Source organism: Streptacidiphilus sp. EB129, from assembly GCF_041262645.1.
GTDB lineage: Bacteria > Actinomycetota > Actinomycetes > Streptomycetales > Streptomycetaceae > Streptacidiphilus.
The window spans coordinates 165,002-182,413 of the sequence record NZ_JBGCCS010000007.1 but is presented as its reverse complement, the minus strand read 5'-3'; the positions used below and the strand labels follow the sequence as shown (position 1 = coordinate 182,413).

14 protein-coding genes are annotated in these 17,412 nt (G+C 72.5%); 5 read left to right on the top strand and 9 right to left on the bottom strand.

The features are described from left to right. Positions 1 to 133: 133 nt before the first annotated feature. On the top strand, positions 134 to 2,221 hold the full coding sequence (locus ABH925_RS11570; protein WP_370147301.1) for a thioredoxin domain-containing protein: 2,088 nt from the start codon (positions 134 to 136) through the stop codon (positions 2,219 to 2,221). Between the two features lie 48 nt (positions 2,222 to 2,269). On the opposite strand, the gene ABH925_RS11565 is transcribed toward ABH925_RS11570, so the two are convergent. From ABH925_RS11565 to ABH925_RS11555, 3 genes are all read right to left on the bottom strand, one after another. Beyond that, a complete protein-coding gene (locus ABH925_RS11565) occupies positions 2,270 to 2,896 on the bottom strand; it encodes a TetR family transcriptional regulator (RefSeq protein WP_370147300.1) in 627 nt (208 codons plus the stop codon). After that, a complete protein-coding gene (locus tag ABH925_RS11560; RefSeq protein ID WP_370147299.1) occupies positions 2,893 to 4,497 on the bottom strand; it encodes an MFS transporter in 1,605 nt (534 codons plus the stop codon). The genes ABH925_RS11565 and ABH925_RS11560 overlap by 4 nt, the downstream gene beginning before the upstream one ends. A 79-nt stretch (positions 4,498 to 4,576) precedes the next feature. Then, entirely contained in the window at positions 4,577 to 5,266 is a 690-nt protein-coding gene (locus ABH925_RS11555) for a hemolysin III family protein (protein ID WP_370147298.1), read from the bottom strand. Between the two features lie 243 nt (positions 5,267 to 5,509). Here ABH925_RS11555 and ABH925_RS11550 point away from each other — a divergent pair, with 243 nt between their 5' ends. Beyond that, positions 5,510 to 7,360 carry a phosphoenolpyruvate carboxykinase (GTP) gene (locus ABH925_RS11550; protein WP_370147297.1) on the top strand — a complete coding sequence of 617 codons (1,851 nt, stop codon included), beginning with the start codon at positions 5,510 to 5,512 and terminating at the stop codon, positions 7,358 to 7,360. 73 nt (positions 7,361 to 7,433) lie between these two features. On the opposite strand, the gene ABH925_RS11545 is transcribed toward ABH925_RS11550, so the two are convergent. From ABH925_RS11545 to ABH925_RS11535, 3 genes are all read right to left on the bottom strand, one after another. After that, entirely contained in the window at positions 7,434 to 7,898 is a 465-nt protein-coding gene (locus tag ABH925_RS11545; protein WP_370147296.1) for a hypothetical protein, read from the bottom strand. A gap of 156 nt (positions 7,899 to 8,054) precedes the next feature. Continuing rightward, entirely contained in the window at positions 8,055 to 9,269 is a 1,215-nt protein-coding gene (locus ABH925_RS11540) for a pyridoxal phosphate-dependent aminotransferase (RefSeq protein WP_370147295.1), read from the bottom strand. 11 nt (positions 9,270 to 9,280) lie between these two features. After that, positions 9,281 to 10,144: a hypothetical protein gene (locus tag ABH925_RS11535; protein WP_370147294.1), complete on the bottom strand. Its 864-nt coding sequence runs from the start codon at positions 10,142 to 10,144 to the stop codon at positions 9,281 to 9,283. Between the two features lie 141 nt (positions 10,145 to 10,285). Between ABH925_RS11535 and ABH925_RS11530 the strand changes: the two genes are divergently transcribed. Further along, a complete protein-coding gene (locus tag ABH925_RS11530) occupies positions 10,286 to 11,716 on the top strand; it encodes a cellulase family glycosylhydrolase (protein ID WP_370147293.1) in 1,431 nt (476 codons plus the stop codon). On the opposite strand, the gene ABH925_RS11525 is transcribed toward ABH925_RS11530, so the two are convergent. Beyond that, complete coding sequence (locus tag ABH925_RS11525; RefSeq protein WP_370147291.1) at positions 11,697 to 13,331, bottom strand: amidohydrolase family protein; 1,635 nt, start codon at positions 13,329 to 13,331, stop codon at positions 11,697 to 11,699. The two genes, ABH925_RS11530 and ABH925_RS11525, sit on opposite strands and share 20 nt — an antisense overlap. Next, the gene (locus tag ABH925_RS11520) at positions 13,331 to 14,590 is read right to left on the bottom strand and encodes an alanine racemase (RefSeq protein ID WP_370147290.1); all 1,260 of its coding nucleotides are present in this window, start codon (positions 14,588 to 14,590) and stop codon (positions 13,331 to 13,333) included. Before ABH925_RS11520 ends, ABH925_RS11525 begins: the two co-directional genes overlap by 1 nt. A gap of 108 nt (positions 14,591 to 14,698) precedes the next feature. On the opposite strand from ABH925_RS11520, the gene ABH925_RS11515 reads away from it, so the two are divergent. Together ABH925_RS11515 and ABH925_RS11510 are read left to right on the top strand one after the other, a co-directional pair. Further along, positions 14,699 to 15,097: a RidA family protein gene (locus ABH925_RS11515; protein WP_370147449.1), complete on the top strand. Its 399-nt coding sequence runs from the start codon at positions 14,699 to 14,701 to the stop codon at positions 15,095 to 15,097. A gap of 56 nt (positions 15,098 to 15,153) precedes the next feature. Then, positions 15,154 to 15,813: a prepilin peptidase gene (locus ABH925_RS11510; RefSeq protein WP_370147289.1), complete on the top strand. Its 660-nt coding sequence runs from the start codon at positions 15,154 to 15,156 to the stop codon at positions 15,811 to 15,813. Between the two features lie 6 nt (positions 15,814 to 15,819). Here ABH925_RS11510 and ABH925_RS11505 read toward each other — a convergent pair whose 3' ends face one another. Further along, entirely contained in the window at positions 15,820 to 17,349 is a 1,530-nt protein-coding gene (locus ABH925_RS11505) for a chitinase (protein ID WP_370147288.1), read from the bottom strand. Positions 17,350 to 17,412: the final 63 nt, after the last annotated feature.

Here is a 17,412-nt window from a genome sequence, read left to right as displayed (position 1 = left end):
GAGGATTGCTGCGCCGCTCGACCCCATAGCCGCGGCGCGTGCGGCGGGTCTGCACGGATCGACCGGCTGGCACCGGTCCCACCAGTCGTTCCGGTTTCGGGGTTCCCGCGGCCGGTGCTGCGATACTGCCCACATGGTGAACCGCCTGGCCGATGCCACCTCCCCGTACCTGTTGCAGCACGCCGACAACCCCGTGGACTGGTGGGAGTGGGGCTCGGAGGCGTTTGCGGAGGCGGAGCGGCGGGGGGTGCCCGTTCTGTTGTCAGTCGGTTACTCTGCGTGCCACTGGTGCCATGTGATGGCGCATGAGAGTTTCGAGGACGCCGAGCTGGCGGCCTATCTGAACGAGCACTTCCTGCCGGTGAAGGTGGACCGCGAGGAGCGGCCGGACGTCGACGCGGTCTACATGGAGGCGGTGCAGGCGGCCACCGGGCAGGGCGGCTGGCCGATGACGGTGTTCCTCATGCCGGGTGGGGAGCCGTTCTACTTCGGGACCTACTTCCCGCCGCAGCCGCAGCACGGGCTGCCCTCGTTCCGGCAGGTGCTGGAGGGGGTGCGGGCCGCGTGGACGGACCGCCGGGCCGAGGTGGCGGAGGTCTCCGCGCGGATCGCGGCCGACCTGGCGGCGCGCGGGGACGTGTACGGGGCGGCCGGACAGCGTCCGCCGGGAGCGGCGGAGCTGCACGAGGCGGTGGTCGAGCTCGGCCGCGGCTTCGACGAGGCGCGCGGCGGCTTCGGCGGGGCGCCGAAGTTCCCGCCGTCCATGGTCCTGGAGTTCCTGCTGCGGCACCATGCCGCCACCGGCTCGGCTGCGGCGCTGCGGATGGTCGGGCAGACCTGTGCGGCGATGGCCCGGGGCGGGATCTACGACCAGCTCGGCGGCGGCTTCGCCCGCTACTCGGTGGACGCCGGGTGGGTGGTCCCGCACTTCGAGAAAATGCTCTACGACAACGCGCTGCTGCTGCGGGTCTACCTGCACCTGTGGCGCGCCACCGGCGACGCGTCGGCCCGCCGGGTGGCGCTGGAGACGGCGGACTTCCTGCTCGCGGAGCTGCGGACGCCCGAGGGCGGGTTCGCCTCGGCACTCGACGCCGACAGCGAGGGACCGGACGGCGGGCACCACGAGGGCGCGTTCTACGCCTGGACGCCGGAGCAGCTCACGGGGGTGCTCGGGCCGCAGGACGCGGAGCGGGCGGCGGCCCTGTTCGCGGTGACGGCGGTGGGGACGTTCGAGGCCGGCGCCTCGGTACTGCAGCTTCCGGCCGACTGCGAGGACGCCGAGTGGTACGCCTCGGTCCGGGCCCGGCTGCTGGCCGCGCGCGCGGAGCGGCCCCGGCCGGCCCGGGACGACAAGGTGGTCGCGGCCTGGAACGGCCTGGCCGTCGCCGCGCTGGCCGAGACCGGCGCGCTGCTGGAACGGCCGGAGTACGTCGAGGCCGCGCTCGCGGCCGCCGACCTGCTGCTCTCGGTGCACCTGACGTCGGAGGGGCGGCTGTTGCGCACCTCGCGGGACGGGCGGCCCGGCGGTCATGCGGGGGTGCTGGAGGACTACGCCGACACCGCCGAGGGCTTTCTGGCGCTGTACTCGGTCACCGGGGAGACCAGCTGGCTCACCCTGGCCGGGCTGCTGCTCGACGTGGTGCTCGACCAGTTCGCCGACCCGGCGTCAGGCGGGATGTACGACACGGCGGGTGACGCGGAGCGGCTGATCAAGCGGCCGCAGGACCCCACCGACAACGCCGCCCCGTCCGGGTGGACGGCGGCGGCCGGCGCGCTGCTGGGCTACGCGGCGCTGACCGGCTCGGCACGGCACCGTACGGCGGCCGAGCGGGCGCTCGGCGTGGTCACCGCGCTGGGCTCGCGCGCCCCGCGCTTCATCGGCTGGGGTCTCGCGGTGGCCCAGGCACTCCTCGACGGCCCCCGGGAGGTGGCCGTGCTCGGGCGGGCCGACGACCCGGCGCGGGCGGCGCTGCACCGCGCGGCGCTGCTCGCCACCGCGCCGGGCGCGGTGGTCGCCGTCGGCGCACCGGCTGCCGCCACAGTCGCTGACGGGGAGGGCGCGGGCGACGGACGCGACGCGGGTGACACCGGCGACGTGGAGGTGGCGCTGCTGGCGGACCGGCCGCTGCGCGAGGGCCGGGCGACGGCGTACGTCTGCCGCCACTTCAGCTGCGACGCCCCGGTCACCGACCCGGCCGCGCTGGCAGAGCAGTTGCGCTGACCGGAGCCGCTGACTGGCGCGGCCGACCGGAGCGGCCGAGGGGGGCGGCTAGGCGCTGAAGGCCGCGGCCACCGCGTCGAGGGAGCGTTCGACGAGGGTGACCACGTCCTCGCTGCCGCCGTGCTGGGCCCAGTGCTCGACCGCCTGGCCGCAGGCGGCCGTGACGGCGGCGACGACGGCGCGCAGTTCCAGGCTGTCGCGTGGTTCCCCGGTGCGGTCGGAGAGGATGCCGGCGAGCAGGTCGACGGTGCGGATCATCTCCGCGGCGCTGCGCGCGCGGATCACCGCGTTCTCCTGCATCAGCCGCATCCGCAGCAGCATCTCCTCGGGTTCGGCCGTGACGATCTGGCGCAACGCGGGGAGGAACGACTGCCGCATGGACTCCAGCACCGGCTCACCGGCCGGGCGGGCGCGCAGCGCGGCCTCCATCACCGGGTCGTACTCGTCACCGACGACCAGGTCTTCCTTGGTGGGGAAGTACCGGAAGAAGGTGCTGGGCGAGACCTCGGCGGCATCGGCGATCTGGTCGACCGTGGTGCCGTCGTAGCCCTGCTCGGTGAAGAGGCGGAAGGCCGCCGCGCGGATCGCGCGGCGGGTCTTCAGCTTCTTGCGCTCCCGCAGCCCGAGCGGGGCGGCGAGCAGGTCCTCGATGGGCGTCGGTGCGGCAGGGGTCATGCCACTGATTGTGCGTGATCACCGGACGGCTTGGCGACGTGCCCGGGCATCCGCAGGGCGATCAGCAGGGCGGACAGCGCCGCGCCGATGCCGCAGATCAGCAGGACCGTGGTCATGCCGTCCAGGAACGCGCCGTGCGCGGAGGCGGCCAGGGCCGGGGAGTGCAGCGCGTCGGCGACGGACTGGGCGGCGGAGACGGAGCCCCGGGCGGTGTGGGCGAGCGCCGGTGGCAGGGCGCGGGTGTCCAGGTGGTCGCCGTAGATGCCGGCGAGCAGGCTGCCCAGGAGTGCCACGCCGATGGCGCCCGCGGACTGACGGAACGTCTGCAGCAGCCCCGAGCCGACCCCGGCCCGGTCCTCGGGGAGCGCGGCCATGGCCGCGCCCATCGCCGGGACCATGGTGAAGCCCATGCCCAGGCCGAGCAGGCTGAGCCAGAGGGCGGTCCAGCCGTAGCCGTCGGCCGGGGTGGTCCGGCTGCCCAGCAGCATCGCGGCGGACACCAGCAGCAGCCCGGCGGTGACGACCCAGCGTACGGAGACCCGTTCGACCAGTCGTTCGGCCAGCCGCGCGGCCACCAGCAGGCCGCCCATCAGCGGCATCAGCCGCACGCCGGTGCCCATCGCGTCGGCGCCGAGCACCGACTCCAGGTACTGCGGCAGCACGAACAGGGCGCCGACCAGCACCGCGGTGACCAGCACGGTGGCCACGGTGCTCCAGCGGAAGGTGCGGTCGGCGAGCAGGCCGAGGTCCAGCATGGGGTGCGCCTGGCGGCGTTCGCGCAGCACGAGTCCGGTGAGCAGCAGCACCGAAGCGGCCAGCATGCCGACGATCAGCGGGGCGCCCCAGCCGTCGGCGGGTGCCTGGATGATCCCGTAGGTCAGCGCGGCCAGTCCGGCGACGCCGAGCAGGCCGCTGACGGCGTCCACCCGGGGCACCGAGGGGTCGCGGGACTCCGGGACCAGCAGCACCAGGGCGAGGATGCCGACGGCGATCAGCGGCACGTTGATCAGGAAGATCGAGCCCCACCAGAAGTGGTTGAGCAGGAACCCGCCGATGATCGGGCCGAGCGGCATGCCGACGGCCATACCCGCGGTCATCACCGCGACCGCGCGGGCGCGTTCGGCCGCGGGGAACAGGCTGGGGATGATCGCCATGGCGAGCGGCATGATGAACGCCCCGCCGAGCCCCATCACCGCGCGGACCGCGATCAGCGCGGCCGCGGAGCTGGTCAGCGTGCCGACCAGGGAGGCGGCGCCGAACAGGGTGAGCCCGGCGATCAGCAGCCGGCGGCGGCCGAAGCGGTCGCCGAGCAGCCCGGCCGGGAGCATCGCGGCGGCGAAGACGACCAGGTAGGCGTCCACGATCCACTGCAGCTGCCCGGTGCCGGCGTGCAGCTGCACGGCCATGTCGGGCAGGGCGACGTTGAGGACGGTGCTGTCGAAGCCGAGCACCAGGACGCTGAGGCAGACCGCGCCCAGGGCCCACCAGCGGCGCGGCACCGGCGCGGCGGCGCCGGGCGGCTCGGGGACGGGCGGGCCGGGGGCGGGCCGGTCGCGCAGCTCCGGGGCGGCGGCGCGGATGGGCTGGGACTGCTGGGACATGGCAGGCTCCATCAACTGAGTGGCTACGTCTTATGACAGTAACTCTCGGATTGATGTCTGCGTCAAGAGATATCCGCTGTCAGGCGACCGCCGTGTAGGCGATCAGTGAGACGCCGACGTACTGGACGATGAAGGCGGCCAGCGTGCAGAGGTGGAACACCTCGTGGAAGCCGAACCAGCGCGGTGAGGGGTTGGGCCGCTTCAGGCCGTAGATCACCCCGCCGGCGCTGTAGAGCAGTCCGCCGATGACCAGCAGCACCACCACCGCCGTCCCGCCGGTGCGCAGGAAGTCGGGGAGGAAGAACACCGCGGCCCAGCCCAGCGCGATGTAGCAGGGGGTGTAGAGCCAGCGCGGCGCCCCGACCCAGAAGACCCGGAAGGCGATACCGGCCAGCGCGCCCGCCCAGACCAGCCAGAGCAGCAGCTGCTGGCGTCCGCCGTGCAGCAGCAGGATGGTGAACGGGGTGTAGCTGCCCGCGATGATCAGGAAGATGTTGCTGTGGTCGAGCCGGCGCAGCACCGCCTCGCCGCGCGGGCCCCAGCTGAAGCGGTGGTAGAGGGCGCTGATGCCGAACAGTAGCCAGGCGGACGCGGAGTAGACGGCGCAGGCGATCCGGGCCTGGGTCGAGTCGGCCAGGCAGATCAGCACGATGCCCGCGGCCACGGAGGCGGGGAACATCCCGGCATGCAGCCAGCCGCGCAGTTTGGGTTTGACGGTCTGCTCGGCGGCCGCTGGTGCGGCCGCTGGTACGGCCTCTTCGGGGGTCATGGGGACACCCTACTTACGGGACCGTAGGTTACTGGCGGGTAGAAGGTGTGAATCATCACTCGGCGATCTTTGCCGTGCCGTTGATTTCCGGATTCGTCACCGCATGGGACACCGTTCGTGTGCGCCGCGTCACATTGGGTCGACAGGGGCGGTATGTCGCTTTACGGACTTCAGCGTTACGCTGCCAACACCCTCAACCCCCGCCGCCGGATCAAGGACGATTCGGCGTGAAACGGAGCGATCGTGCCGTACGAGAACTCTGCCCTGGCCACCTCCGCGCCCACGCAGCACAAACGGCTGCTCGCCTGGGTCTCGGAGATCGCAGAGCTCACCCAGCCGGACCGAATCGAGTGGTGCGACGGCTCCGAAGCCGAGTACCAGCGCCTGTGCGATCTCCTGGTCGACAAGGGAACCTTCACCAAGCTCAACCCGGAGAAGCGCCCCAACTCCTACTACGCCGCCTCCGACCCCAGCGACGTCGCCCGCGTGGAGGACCGTACCTTCATCTGCTCGGAGCAGGAGAAGGATGCCGGACCCACCAACCACTGGAAGGCCCCCGCGGAGATGCGGGAGATTTTCGGTTCAGACAAGCACAGTTCCGGTCTGTTCGAGGGCTCGATGCGCGGCCGGACGATGTACGTCGTCCCGTTCAGCATGGGCCCCGTGGGCTCCCCGCTCGCCGCGTGCGGCGTCGAGATCACGGACTCCGCCTATGTCGCGGTCTCCATGCGCACCATGACCCGAATGGGTCAGGCCGTGCTGGACTTCCTGGGCGAGGACGGCGACTTCGTCAAGGCCGTGCACAGTCTCGGGGCTCCGCTCGCCGAGGGGCAGGCCGACGTGCCGTGGCCGTGCAACGACACCAAGTACATCTCGCACTTCCCGGAGACCCGCGAGATCTGGTCGTACGGTTCCGGCTACGGCGGCAACGCGCTGCTGGGTAAGAAGTGCTACGCGCTGCGCATCGCCTCGACCATGGCCCGCGACGAGGGCTGGCTGGCCGAGCACATGCTCATCCTCAAGCTCACCCCGCCCGCGGTCGAGGGCGGGGAGGGCGAGCCGGTCTACGTCACGGCCGCGTTCCCGAGCGCCTGCGGCAAGACCAACCTGGCCATGCTCCAGCCCACCATCCCGGGCTGGAAGGTCGAGACCATCGGTGACGACATCGCCTGGATGCGCTTCGGCGCGGACGGGCGCCTGTACGCCATCAACCCGGAGTTCGGCTTCTTCGGCGTCGCCCCGGGTACCGGCGCGGACACCAACGCCAACGCCATCGAGTCGATGTGGGGCAACACGGTCTTCACCAACGTGGCGCTCACCGACGACGGCGACGTGTGGTGGGAGGGCCTCACCGCGGAGCCCCCGGCGCACCTCACCGACTGGCGCGGCAACAGCTGGACGCCGGAGAGCGGCACCCCGGCGGCACACCCCAACGCGCGCTTCACCGTGCCCGCGTCGCAGTGCCCGATCATCGCCCCGGAGTGGGAGGACCCGGCCGGCGTGCCGATCTCGGCGATCCTCTTCGGCGGGCGCCGCGCCAGCGCGGTCCCGCTGGTCACCGAGTCCTTCGACTGGCAGCACGGCGTCTTCCTCGGCGCCAACGTGGCCAGCGAGAAGACCGCGGCGGCCGAGGGCACGGTCGGCGAGCTGCGCCGCGACCCCTTCGCCATGCTGCCGTTCTGCGGCTACAACATGGGCGACTACTTCGCCCACTGGGTGAAACTGGGCCAGCAGGCGGACGCCGCCAAGCTGCCGAAGATCTACTACGTGAACTGGTTCCGCAAGAACGCCGACGGCAAGTTCGTCTGGCCGGGCTTCGGCGAGAACAGCCGCGTGCTGAAGTGGATCGTGGAGCGGCTGCAGGGCCGGGCCGCCGGGGTGGAGACGCCGATCGGCGTGCTGCCGACCCGCGCGGCGCTGGACCTGGACGGGCTCGACATCAGCGACGCCGACCTGGAGCTGCTGCTGAGCGTGGACCCGGAGATCTGGCGGCAGGAGGCCGCTCTGATCCCGGCCCACCTGGAGCTGTTCGGCGAGCACACGCCGCGGGAGCTGTGGGCCGAGTACGACAAGCTGGTCCAGCGCCTGGGCTGAGTCCGGCCGACAGATTCGGGCCGACCGGTTCGCGCCGACCGATTTGGGCCGGGTCTGCTCGGGCCGGGTCTGCTCAGGCCGAGGCCGTACGTGCCGCCGCATGGGCATCCATGCGGCGGCACGCCAGCATCGCGGTGGTGGTGTCCTGCTGGGCGGCGGCCACCACCAGCAGCCGTCCGGCCAGCGCATGGGCGCGGTCGTGCCGTTCGGCCGGGGTCGCCGCGGGGACGAGGCCGCCCGGCGGGCTCGGGGCGCCGACCGGGCCCAGCTCGGTGAGCCGGTCCCGCAGCTCTGCCAGCGCGGCGTCGAGCTCGGCCCGCTGGGCCGCGTCGGCCGCCGTGTCTCCGGTCACCGTGGTGCGGAGCGACTCGGTCGCGGCGACCAGTGCGGCCAGGTGGCCGGCCAGCTGGTGGGCGCGGCCGGTGGCCGGCGGTTCGTGGGCGGGTGCGGACTGGCCGGGCGAGGACTGGGCGGGCGCGGAGGTGAGCCGGTGGCTGCCGCGGCGCCGCGTCGGGACCGTTCTGGGCGGCTCGTACATGGGGCGCCCCCTTGCTGCGGGCCGGTGCTGTCAGGCCGGTGCTGACGGAATGGGACACCATCCTAACTTGGACTGAGTCCAGGAAAGGATGGTGTCCCATATCGTGGTCGGCGCCCCGTGTCGCCGACGGCCGGGGGCGGTGCGCGACGGTGCGGGTCAGGGCTGCGAGTAGCCGTCCAGGAAGGTGCCGATCCGGGTGACGGCGTCGGTCAGGTCCTCCACCCGCGGCAGCGTGACCAGGCGGAAGTGGTCCGGGTCGGGCCAGTTGAAGCCGGTGCCCTGGACCACGTAGATGTGCTCGCGCTTGAGCAGGTCGAGCACCAGCTGGGCGTCGTCCTTGATCTTGTAGACCTTGGGGTCGAGCCGGGGGAAGGCGTAGAGGGCGCCCCGGGGCTTGACGCAGGAGACGCCGGGGATGTCGTTCAGCAGCTTCCAGGCGGCGTCGCGCTGCTCCAGCAGCCGCCCGCCCGGGAGGATCAGGTCCTTGATGGACTGCTTGCCGCCGAGCGCGGCGGCGATCGCGTGCTGGGCCGGCATGTTGGCGCAGAGCCGCATGCTGGCCAGGATGCCCAGGCCCTCGATGTAGCTGCGGGCGTGCTCCTTGGGGCCGGAGATGGTCATCCAGCCGGAGCGGAAGCCGGCCACCCGGTAGGCCTTGGACAGGCCGTTGAAGGTGATGCAGAGCAGGTCCGGGGCGAACAGCGCGGTGGGGGTGTGGGTGGCGTCGTCGTAGAGGATCTTGTCGTAGATCTCGTCCGAGTAGACGATCAGGTTGTGCCTGCGGGCGATCTCGGTGAGGCCGCGGAGCAGCTCGTCGGAGTAGACCGCGCCGGTGGGGTTGTTGGGGTTGATCACCACGATGCCGCGGGTGCGGTCGGTGATCTTCGCCTCGATGTCGGCGAGGTCCGGGTACCAGTCGGCCTCCTCGTCGCAGCGGTAGTGCACGGCGGTGCCGCCGGCCAGGCTGACCGAGGCGGTCCACAGCGGGTAGTCGGGCGAGGGGACCAGCACCTCGTCGCCGTCGTCCAGCAGCGCCTGCATCGACATCTGGATCAGCTCGGAGACGCCGTTGCCGATGTAGACGTCCTCGACCGTCAGGCCCTCGAAGCCGCGCTGCTCGTAGTGCATCACCACGGCGCGGCGGGCCGCGAGCAGGCCCTTGGAGTCGCCGTAGCCGTGTGCGGTGGCGAGGTTGCGCAGGATGTCCTGCAGGATCTCGGGGGGCGCCTCGAAGCCGAAGGGTGCCGGGTTCCCGGTGTTCAGCTTGAGGATCCGGTGCCCCTGGTCCTCAAGCCGCATGGCCTCGTCGAGGATCGGGCCGCGGATGTCGTAGCAGACATTGGCGAGCTTGCTGGACTGGATCACCTGCATGGCTCGGTACTCTACGGGGCGGTGCCGCCCGACGCCCTGTGATTTTCGTCCTGTGGCCCGGCGTCACCGCTGCCGGTCGTGGTGCCGGTCGCGGTGCCGGGCCCGGTGCCGGTCCCGGCGTCCATCCCGCTGCCCGCCCCGGTGCCGGGCCAGACGATGTTCCTCTCGCGGAGCTCGGCGCGCAGCCGGGCGAGGCCCTCGCCGACCGGTTCGACCAGGTACACCAGCACCAGCCGGCCGCTCTCGGCCCACCACTCCCGGCCCCGCTCCACGGCCGCCGACGGGACCAGGGCAAACACCGCGGCGAGGCCGGTCAGCCAGCCCAGCATCAGGCACCAGCCGAGTTCGAAGACGGCGCCCAGCACCGGGTAGCCGAAGTAGGCGAGCGGGCCGCCGGCCGTCACCCGGGCCACCACCAGGCCGCGGAAGAAGCCCGAGAGCAGCCCGCCGGCCATCAGCGCGCCCCAGCCGACCAGGAAACGGTGCAGCCGGCCGGAGCCGGGGTTGTTCCTGCGGTGCCGTCCCAGCAGCAAGTACACCATGCCGACCAGCAGCAGTGCGGCGAAGTCCTCACAGCCCAGGGCGGTCCAGCTCTGGTCCGGCAGCGGCGTCAGCCGCAGTCCCGGCAGCAGCATGGGGACGCCCAGGGCGCCGGGTATCAGCAGGTAGCCGTAGCTGGTGGTGATCCACAGCCGCAGCCCGGGAAGTCCGAGCAGCAGCACCAGCAGCAGGGCCACCGCGGCGCCGACCACCGCCACCCTGCGGCCGGCCAGGGCCCGTCCGGAACCCCTGAGCACCGCCCGGGCCACGATGCCCGCCGCGGTGCGGGCGAGCACCGCGATGGGCTGGGCGGGCTGCTGTTCGATCATGGCCATGCGCGGACTCTAGTTTCCGCCGACTGCCCGCGAAACCCCGGCCCGGATTTCCGGTACAGAATCATGACAAGGGATCGCTGGGCCGCGCCCGGCCCGACGATCTAGGATCACCTCGTTCAGCACTAGGGGCGGGGTGTGGGGATGGGTCGGCTGCGGCGTTGGCTGGTGGGCTTGGTAGCGCTGGCCTGTGCGGTCGGACTACTGGCCGCGGTGGGGCCGCAGCCCTCGGGAACAGGGCCGTGGCAGGAGCGGTTCATCACCGACGCCCAGGGCCGGGCGCTGATCCTGTACGGGCTCAACACGTCCAGCAGTGCGAAGAGTTCGGCCGACGGCATGCCCTGGATCAAGCAGGGGGACGTCGCGGCCGAGTACAACCTGCTGGGCACCGACTTCGTGCGCTACCTGATCCAGTGGCGCCAGGTCGAACCGCGGCCGGGGCACTACGACGACGCCTATCTGGCCCAGGTGGCGCAGCGGGTGGCCTGGTACCGGCAGCAGGGCTACCACGTGCTGCTCGACATGCACCAGGACGTCTACGGCCCCGCCGTGGGCGGCAACGGCGCGCCGCCGTGGGCCACCGACAGCGACGGACTGCCCGCGAAGCCGCAGAACCCCTGGGAGCTGACCTACATTCAGCCCGGCGTGATCCACGCCTTCGACGAGTTCTGGGGCACGGCCCCGGACCACCCCGAGTACCGGCAGCAGTACGCGGCGGCCTGGACCCATGTCGCCAAGTACTTCGCCGGTGACGACACCGTCATCGGCTACGACCTGATGAACGAGCCCTGGGGCGGCTCGGTACAGGGCGCCGCGTTCGAGTCCGGGCCGCTGGCCTCGATGTACCAGGACACCATCGACGCCATCCGCACCGTCGACCAGAAGCACTGGCTGTTCGTCGAGCCGGCCGCGGTCAGCACCAACTGGGGGATGCCCAGCGCGCTGCCCAAGCTGGCCGACCCGCGCGCCGGGGAGGCCAGGATCGGGTACGCCCCGCACCTCTACCCCGAGCCGATCGACTCCGGCGGCAGCTACACCGGTGGCAACGTCTTCCTGACCGACCGCACCCTGGCCTCCTGGGCGGCCCAGGTGCAGCGCACCGCGACCCGGCTGGACGCCCCGGTGCTGCTGGGGGAGTGGGGCCTGGACGCGACCCAGCCGGGCTCGCACCTCTACGTGGACCATGTGCAGACGCTGCTGGACCAGATGATGATCGGTGAGTCGTACTGGTCCAGCGACCCCGGCAGCTGGTCGCCCTGGCAGGCGCCGGGCAAGCCCTCCGACATCGCGCCGGTGCTGGGCACGGCGTACCCCAGGGCCATCGCCGGGGAGCCGGTGTCCTTCGGCTACGACAAGGGCACGCTGCAGCTGACCGTGGACTGGACCGACAAGGCCGGGGTCACCGGCAGCACCGACCTGTACCTGCCGCCGTCCGACTTCCCCAACGGCGGGGACGTCAGCCTCAACGGCGAGTACACCAGCACCTGGAACCCCAGGACGCACATCCTGTCGATCACCGTTCCCCCGAAGGCCGGGCTGGTGCACACGCTGACGGTCACCCCGTCGACCTCCTGACGGACCGTCCGGGGGTGGCCCCGGTGCGCCGGTGGTCCGCGATCACCGGCACGCCGTCGACCAGCACGTACGGGATGCCCAGCGGCGGGGTCCTGGGCCGTTCGAAGTCGGCCCCGGCGGCGACCGTGGCGGGGTCGAGCAGCACCAGGTCGGCGCGGTAGCCGGTGCGGACCAGGCCCCGGTCCGGCAGCCGCAGCCGGCGGGCCGGACGGGAGGTCAGGTGCTGGACGCACTCGGCCAGCCCGAGCACTCCCAGCTCGCGGACGTAGTGCCCCAGGTAGCGCGGGAAGGTGCCCCAGGCGCGCGGGTGCGGACGGTCGCCGACCAGCAGGCCGTCGCTGCCGCCGGTGTGCGCGGGATGCCGCATGATCTCCCTGACGTTCCCCTCGTGGCCCACGTGCTGCAGGATCGTGGTGCCCAGGGCGTCGTCGCGGAGCAGCGCGACGAAGGCGGCGAAGGGCTCGACGCCGTCCCGGCGGGCGAGTTGGCTGACGGTCAGGCCGACCGCGGGCCGCAGTGCCGCCGCCCGCACCCCGCTGATCTGCACCGTGGACCAGTCGGCGACCACACCGTGACAGCCGTCGGAGCCCTCCAGCTCCATGGTGGTGCGCAGCGCCGCCAGCGCGGCCGGGTCGGCGAGCCGGCGCAGGGTCTGCTCGGGGCCCCCGGCCGAGGCCCAGCCGGGGAGCAGCGCGGCCAGCGTGGTGGAGCCGGGGAGGTAGGGGTAGCTGTCCAGGGTGAGGTCGGCGCCGGCCGCGACGGCGGCGTCCAGCAGCGCGGTCAGCTCCCCGGCGCGGCCCGCGTTCTCGGCGAAGTTCATGGTGGCGTGGGCCAGGTGCAGGGCGCAGCCGGACTGCCGGGCGACCTCCAGCATCTCGGCGTAGCCGGCCAGCGCGCCCGCGCCGTAGGAGCGGTGGTGCGGGCAGAAGTAGCCGCCGAACCCGGCCACGGTGCGGCACAGCGCGACGAGTTCGGCGGTGTCCGCGTACATGCCGGGGGAGTAGCTGAGCCCGGCGGAGAGGCCGACCGCGCCCTCGCTGAGCGCCTGGGCCAGCAGGTGCCGCATCCGCAGCAGCTCGGGCCCGGTGGCCGGGCGGTCCTCCCAGCCCAGGACGGCGGCGCGCAGCGTGCCGTGCGGGACCAGGTAGGCGGCGTTGACGGCGATGCCGTGGCCGTCCGGGCCCCGGTCCAGCCGGTCCAGGTACTCGCCCACGCTGCGCCAGTCCCAGGCCCAGTCCGGGTCCAGCCGCTCGGGTTCGCCGTTCCAGCCCGCGAGTTGGCGGCGCAGCCCGGGCAGGGTGGCGTCGGTGACCGGGGCGTAGGAGAGGCCGTCCTGGCCCAGGACCTCCAGGGTGACCCCCTGGGCGGTCTTGGCCAGATGGTCGGCGTCGGTGAGCAGGGCCAGGTCGGAATGGGAGTGCATGTCGACGAAGCCGGGGGTGAGCGCGAGGCCGTCGGCGTCCACGGCCTGCGGCGCGGTGGGGCGCGGACCGGGGTCGGTCTCGCGGTGGATCGCGGCGATCCGCCCGTCCGCGCCGACCAGGGTGTCGGCCCGGTACGGCGCGCCGCCGGTCCCGTCCACGACCAGCGCGCCGCGCAGCAGCAGCGGTGGCATCAGAAGAAGGTGCGGATGTGGTCGACCACGGTCCCGTCCGCGTCGACCTCGGGGATGAGCTGCCAGGTCTGGAAGGCCGTGCAGGGGTGCGAGAGGCCGAGCCCGACCCAGTCGCCGACCTGGAGCTCGCCCGCCCCCGGCCTGACGTCGACGAAGGCGTGCTGGTCGGCGAGCTTGGTGACGGTCAGTCCGGCGGCCGGGCGGACCGCGCCGGTGGCCGGGTCGCGGACCAGGGTCGGCACCGGCAGGCCGAGGTCGTAGGGGAGGTCGCGCTTCCCGGCGTTGAGCAGCGCGAGGCCGGGCTCGGGGCGGGAGACGACCTGGGCCCAGAGCCGGAGCGCCGGGCGCAGCCGTTCGTCCGGCTCGTGCAGCGGGGTCACCCGGGCGTAGTGGCCCTCGTCGTGGGTGACGTACGCGCCACTGCGGAGCAGCCGCAGGGCCGGCCGGCTGAGCCGCAGCGCCTCCTCGGTCAGCGCCTCGGCGACCAGGACGAAGTGCTCGCTGCCGCCGGCGCTGACGACGATCTCGTCGGTGCCGGCGAAGAGGCCTTCGGCGTCGGCGCGGTGGGCGAGTTCGACCAGCGAGCCGAGCCAGTCGCCGACCTGCTCCGGGGGCATGGTGCCCTCGTAGCCGGCGACGCCGACCAGGCGGAGCCTGCTGCTCTCGGTGACCCTGCGGGCCAGCCCGAGCGCCTGACCGAGGTCCCGTACGCCGGTGCGGCAGCCGTCGGCGCCCAGCTCGACCACCACGTCCACCGTCACGGACGTGTGGGCGAGGGCCTGCTCCATGAGCGCGACACCGCGCTCCGAGTCGACGTAGCAGACGAAGCGGAAGCCGGGGTCGGCGGCGAGCTCGGCGGCGAGCCAGTCGAGGGCGGCCGGGTCCACCAGCTCGTTGGCCAGGAAGATCCGCCGCACCCCGAAGGCCCGGTACATCCGCACATGCGCGGGGACGGCGGCGGTGATGCCCCAGGCGCCGAGGTCGAGCTGACGCCGGAAGAGCTGCGGCGCCAGCGGGGTCTTCCCGTGCGGGGCGAAGGCGAGGCCGTGGGCGGCGGTCCAGCGGGCCATCAGCCGCAGGTTGTGGCCCAGTGCGTCGGTGTCCAGGGTCAGCAGCGGGGTGAGGTAGCCGTCGTCGAAGATGCTGGGCTTGGCGGCAGTCAGTTCGCCGACGGTGCAGCCCTCGTACCGGGGCGGCATGCTCTTGAAGCGCCAGTCGACGACGGTGCTGTCGAGCTGCTGGAGTGCTGCGGGGTCCATGACGCTCCTGGGGGGATTGCACACGACGCAACGGTGGTTGCATATCCTGCCGCACAGCAGTGCGTCCGTACAGCAGTCCACACCGTCCCACCGATCTTGAGGAACGACATCATGAGCAAGCGCGTCGTCCAGACCGACCGGGCGCCGCTGCCCGCGGCCAGCTTCTCGCAGGGCCTCGCCAAGGGCGGGCTGCTGCAGGTGGCCGGGCAGGTCGGCTTCCACCCCGACAGCGCGATCCCGGTCGGTACCGGGCTGCGCGAGCAGATCGAGCAGACCCTGCGCAATGTCGAGGCCGTGCTGGTGGCCGGCGGCTCCGGCTGGGACGACGTGCTGATGATGCGGGTCTACCTCACCGACACCGGCCACTTCGCCGAGCTGAACGCGGTCTACGACGAGTGGTTCGCCAGGGTGCTGCCCGAGGGCGGCCATCCGGCCCGGACCACGGTCTACGTCGGCCTGCCGGCCGGACTGCTGGTGGAGATCGACGCGCTGGCGGTCACCGGCTGACGCGCGGACCCCACCCACGGGACCTGACCCGTTGCCGGTCCGGCTGCCCTAGCCTGGTGCCCCACAGTCGAGAGGGGGCCGACGACATGGTGGGGGCCTTCGCCTTCCTGGTGCTCGGGGGCTGCGCGCTCGGGGCGGTGCTGCACCGCCCCGCGCTGCGGGCCGTCGCCCGGTACACCGACGATCCGCCGTCCCGGGGGCGGGTGGCGCTGCTGGCGGTGCTGGTCCTCGGCGGCACGGTCGCGGCCTGCGGACCGCACCGGCACCTGCCCGCGCTGCTGTGGGCCGCCGCCTTCGCGGTCCCGCTGGCCCTGGTCGACCTGGCCGAGCACCGGCTGCCGGACCGGCTCACCTACCCCTCCGCCGCCGGGACGCTGCTGCTGCTCGCGGCCGCCGCGGCGGCCGGGGACAGGACCGGCTCCGCGCTCGGCGCGCTCTCCGGGGCGCTCGCACTGGCCGCGCTGTTCTGGCTGATGGGGCTGGCCCTGCCGGTCGGCCTGGGGGACGCCAAGCTGGCGCTGACGGTCGGCGCGGTACTCGGCTGGTACGGCTTCCGGACCCTGGCCGAGGGCGTCTTCCTCGGCTTCCTGCTCGCCGGGGTGTACGGAACGGCGAAGCTCGTCGCGCGCCGGGCGGGGCGTCGCGACGAGCTTCCGTTCGGACCGTTCCTGCTGCTGGGAACGCTGGCCGCGGTGGCGCTCAGTGCGGCCGGCTGACCGGCGTCACGGCATGGCGTGCACGAACGCGCCCTCGTTGGAGGCGAACTGGTTGCCGTTACTGGCGTCCCAGTTGGTCGACCAGGTCATCGCGCCGCCGATGCCCGGCCAGGGGGTGCTGGGCTTGTAGCTGCCGCAGTTGGTCGCCTTGGCGAGGCAGTTCAGGGCGTTCTCGACCACGCTCGGCTGCACGTAACCGCTGCCCGCCGCGCTGCTGGAGGCGGGGACGCCGATGCCGACCTGGCTGGGGCTGAGCCCGGCCTGGATGGCGGTGCAGGCCAGCGAGGTGATGAAGTCCACCGTGCCCTCGGAGTACACGCCGCCGTCGCAGCCGTTCATGCTGCCGGAGTTGTAGTACTGGGTGTTGACGATGGTGAGGACGTCCTTGACCGCCAGCGCGGTGGCCAGGTAGTCGGAACTGGCGCTGAGCATGTCGATGGTCTGCGGGGCCATGGTGAGCACGAAGCCGGAGCCGGCCTTGCTCGCCAGGGAGTGCAGCGCCTGTGCCATGTAGGTGGAGTTGAGGCCGTTCTCCAGGTCGATGTCGACGCCGTCGAAGCCGTACTGCTGCATCAGCGCGTAGGCGCTGGTGGCGAAGTTGGTCGCGGCGGCGGAGTCGCCGACGGTGATGGTGCCGTTCTGGCCGCCGACCGAGAGCACGACCTTCTTGCCGGCCGCGTGCTTGGCGGCGATGTCGGCCTTGAACTGGGCGTCGGTGTATCCGCCGAGCTTGCTCTGCAGGGTCGGGTCGAGGGAGAAGGTGATCCCGCCGGTGTTGCTGGGGTCGGCGGTGGCGAAGGAGACCGCGATGATGTCGTACGCCGGGTTGACGTCGCTGATCTTCTGGTCGGTGGCGCCGTTGTCGAAGTCCTGCCAGTAGCCGGTGACCAGGTGCTTGCCGGTGCCGCCGCCGGTGCCGCCGGTGGAGGTCGGGGTGGGCGTGGGCGTCGGGGTGGGCGTCGGAGTGGGCGTGGGTGTCGGTGTCGGCGTCGGCGTCGGGGTGCCGGTGGAGCTGCTGCCGGGGCCGGGGGCGCCGCTCAGCACCACGTCGTCCGCGTTGTAGACGGACTGGCCGTACCAGCCGTGCAGGTAGATGGTGACGCTGGTGGTCGACGCGCCGGTGCTGAAGCTGGTGCTCAGCTGGTTCCAGGAGCTGGTGCTGGACCAGGTGCTGACGTCCGAGGTCCCGGTCCCGGTCACGCCCAGGTAGACGTACGGGCCCTGCACCCAGGAACTGAGCGTGTAGGCGGAGTTGGGCTGGACGCTGATGGTCTGGGTGCACTGCGCGTCGTCGCCGGAGGTGGGGGTTGCGGCGAGGGCGTGGGAACCGGAGTGGACCGGCGAGCCGACCACGGCCGCGGTGCCCGCGTCGCAGTTCCAGTTGGCGAGTGTCCCGGTCTCGAAGCCGGGGTTGGCGACCAGGTTGTCGGTGGCGGCGCCGGCGCCGCCGGTGAACGCGACCAGTCCGGTGATGCCGAGCCCGAGTGCGGTGGCACAGGCGGTGACGGCGCCTGCGGTACGGCGTGGGGATGCCATGTATCTGTCCTCAATGTGGGGGAGGGGAAGACAGCAAGTGACGCTTGTCCCACAAGTTGGACT

Bases quoted from the DNA above. Each gene is read 5' to 3' on its own strand.
- ABH925_RS11570 (WP_370147301.1), top strand. From the start codon at position 134: ATGGTGAACCGCCTGGCCGATGCCACCTCCCCGTACCTGTTGCAGCAC.
- ABH925_RS11565 (WP_370147300.1), bottom strand. From the start codon at position 2,896: ATGACCCCTGCCGCACCGACGCCCATCGAGGACCTGCTCGCCGCCCCG.
- ABH925_RS11560 (WP_370147299.1), bottom strand. From the start codon at position 4,497: ATGTCCCAGCAGTCCCAGCCCATCCGCGCCGCCGCCCCGGAGCTGCGC.
- ABH925_RS11555 (WP_370147298.1), bottom strand. From the start codon at position 5,266: ATGACCCCCGAAGAGGCCGTACCAGCGGCCGCACCAGCGGCCGCCGAG.
- ABH925_RS11545 (WP_370147296.1), bottom strand. From the start codon at position 7,898: ATGTACGAGCCGCCCAGAACGGTCCCGACGCGGCGCCGCGGCAGCCAC.
- ABH925_RS11540 (WP_370147295.1), bottom strand. From the start codon at position 9,269: ATGCAGGTGATCCAGTCCAGCAAGCTCGCCAATGTCTGCTACGACATC.
- ABH925_RS11535 (WP_370147294.1), bottom strand. From the start codon at position 10,144: ATGGCCATGATCGAACAGCAGCCCGCCCAGCCCATCGCGGTGCTCGCC.
- ABH925_RS11530 (WP_370147293.1), top strand. From the start codon at position 10,286: ATGGGTCGGCTGCGGCGTTGGCTGGTGGGCTTGGTAGCGCTGGCCTGT.
- ABH925_RS11525 (WP_370147291.1), bottom strand. From the start codon at position 13,331: ATGCCACCGCTGCTGCTGCGCGGCGCGCTGGTCGTGGACGGGACCGGC.
- ABH925_RS11520 (WP_370147290.1), bottom strand. From the start codon at position 14,590: ATGGACCCCGCAGCACTCCAGCAGCTCGACAGCACCGTCGTCGACTGG.
- ABH925_RS11505 (WP_370147288.1), bottom strand. From the start codon at position 17,349: ATGGCATCCCCACGCCGTACCGCAGGCGCCGTCACCGCCTGTGCCACC.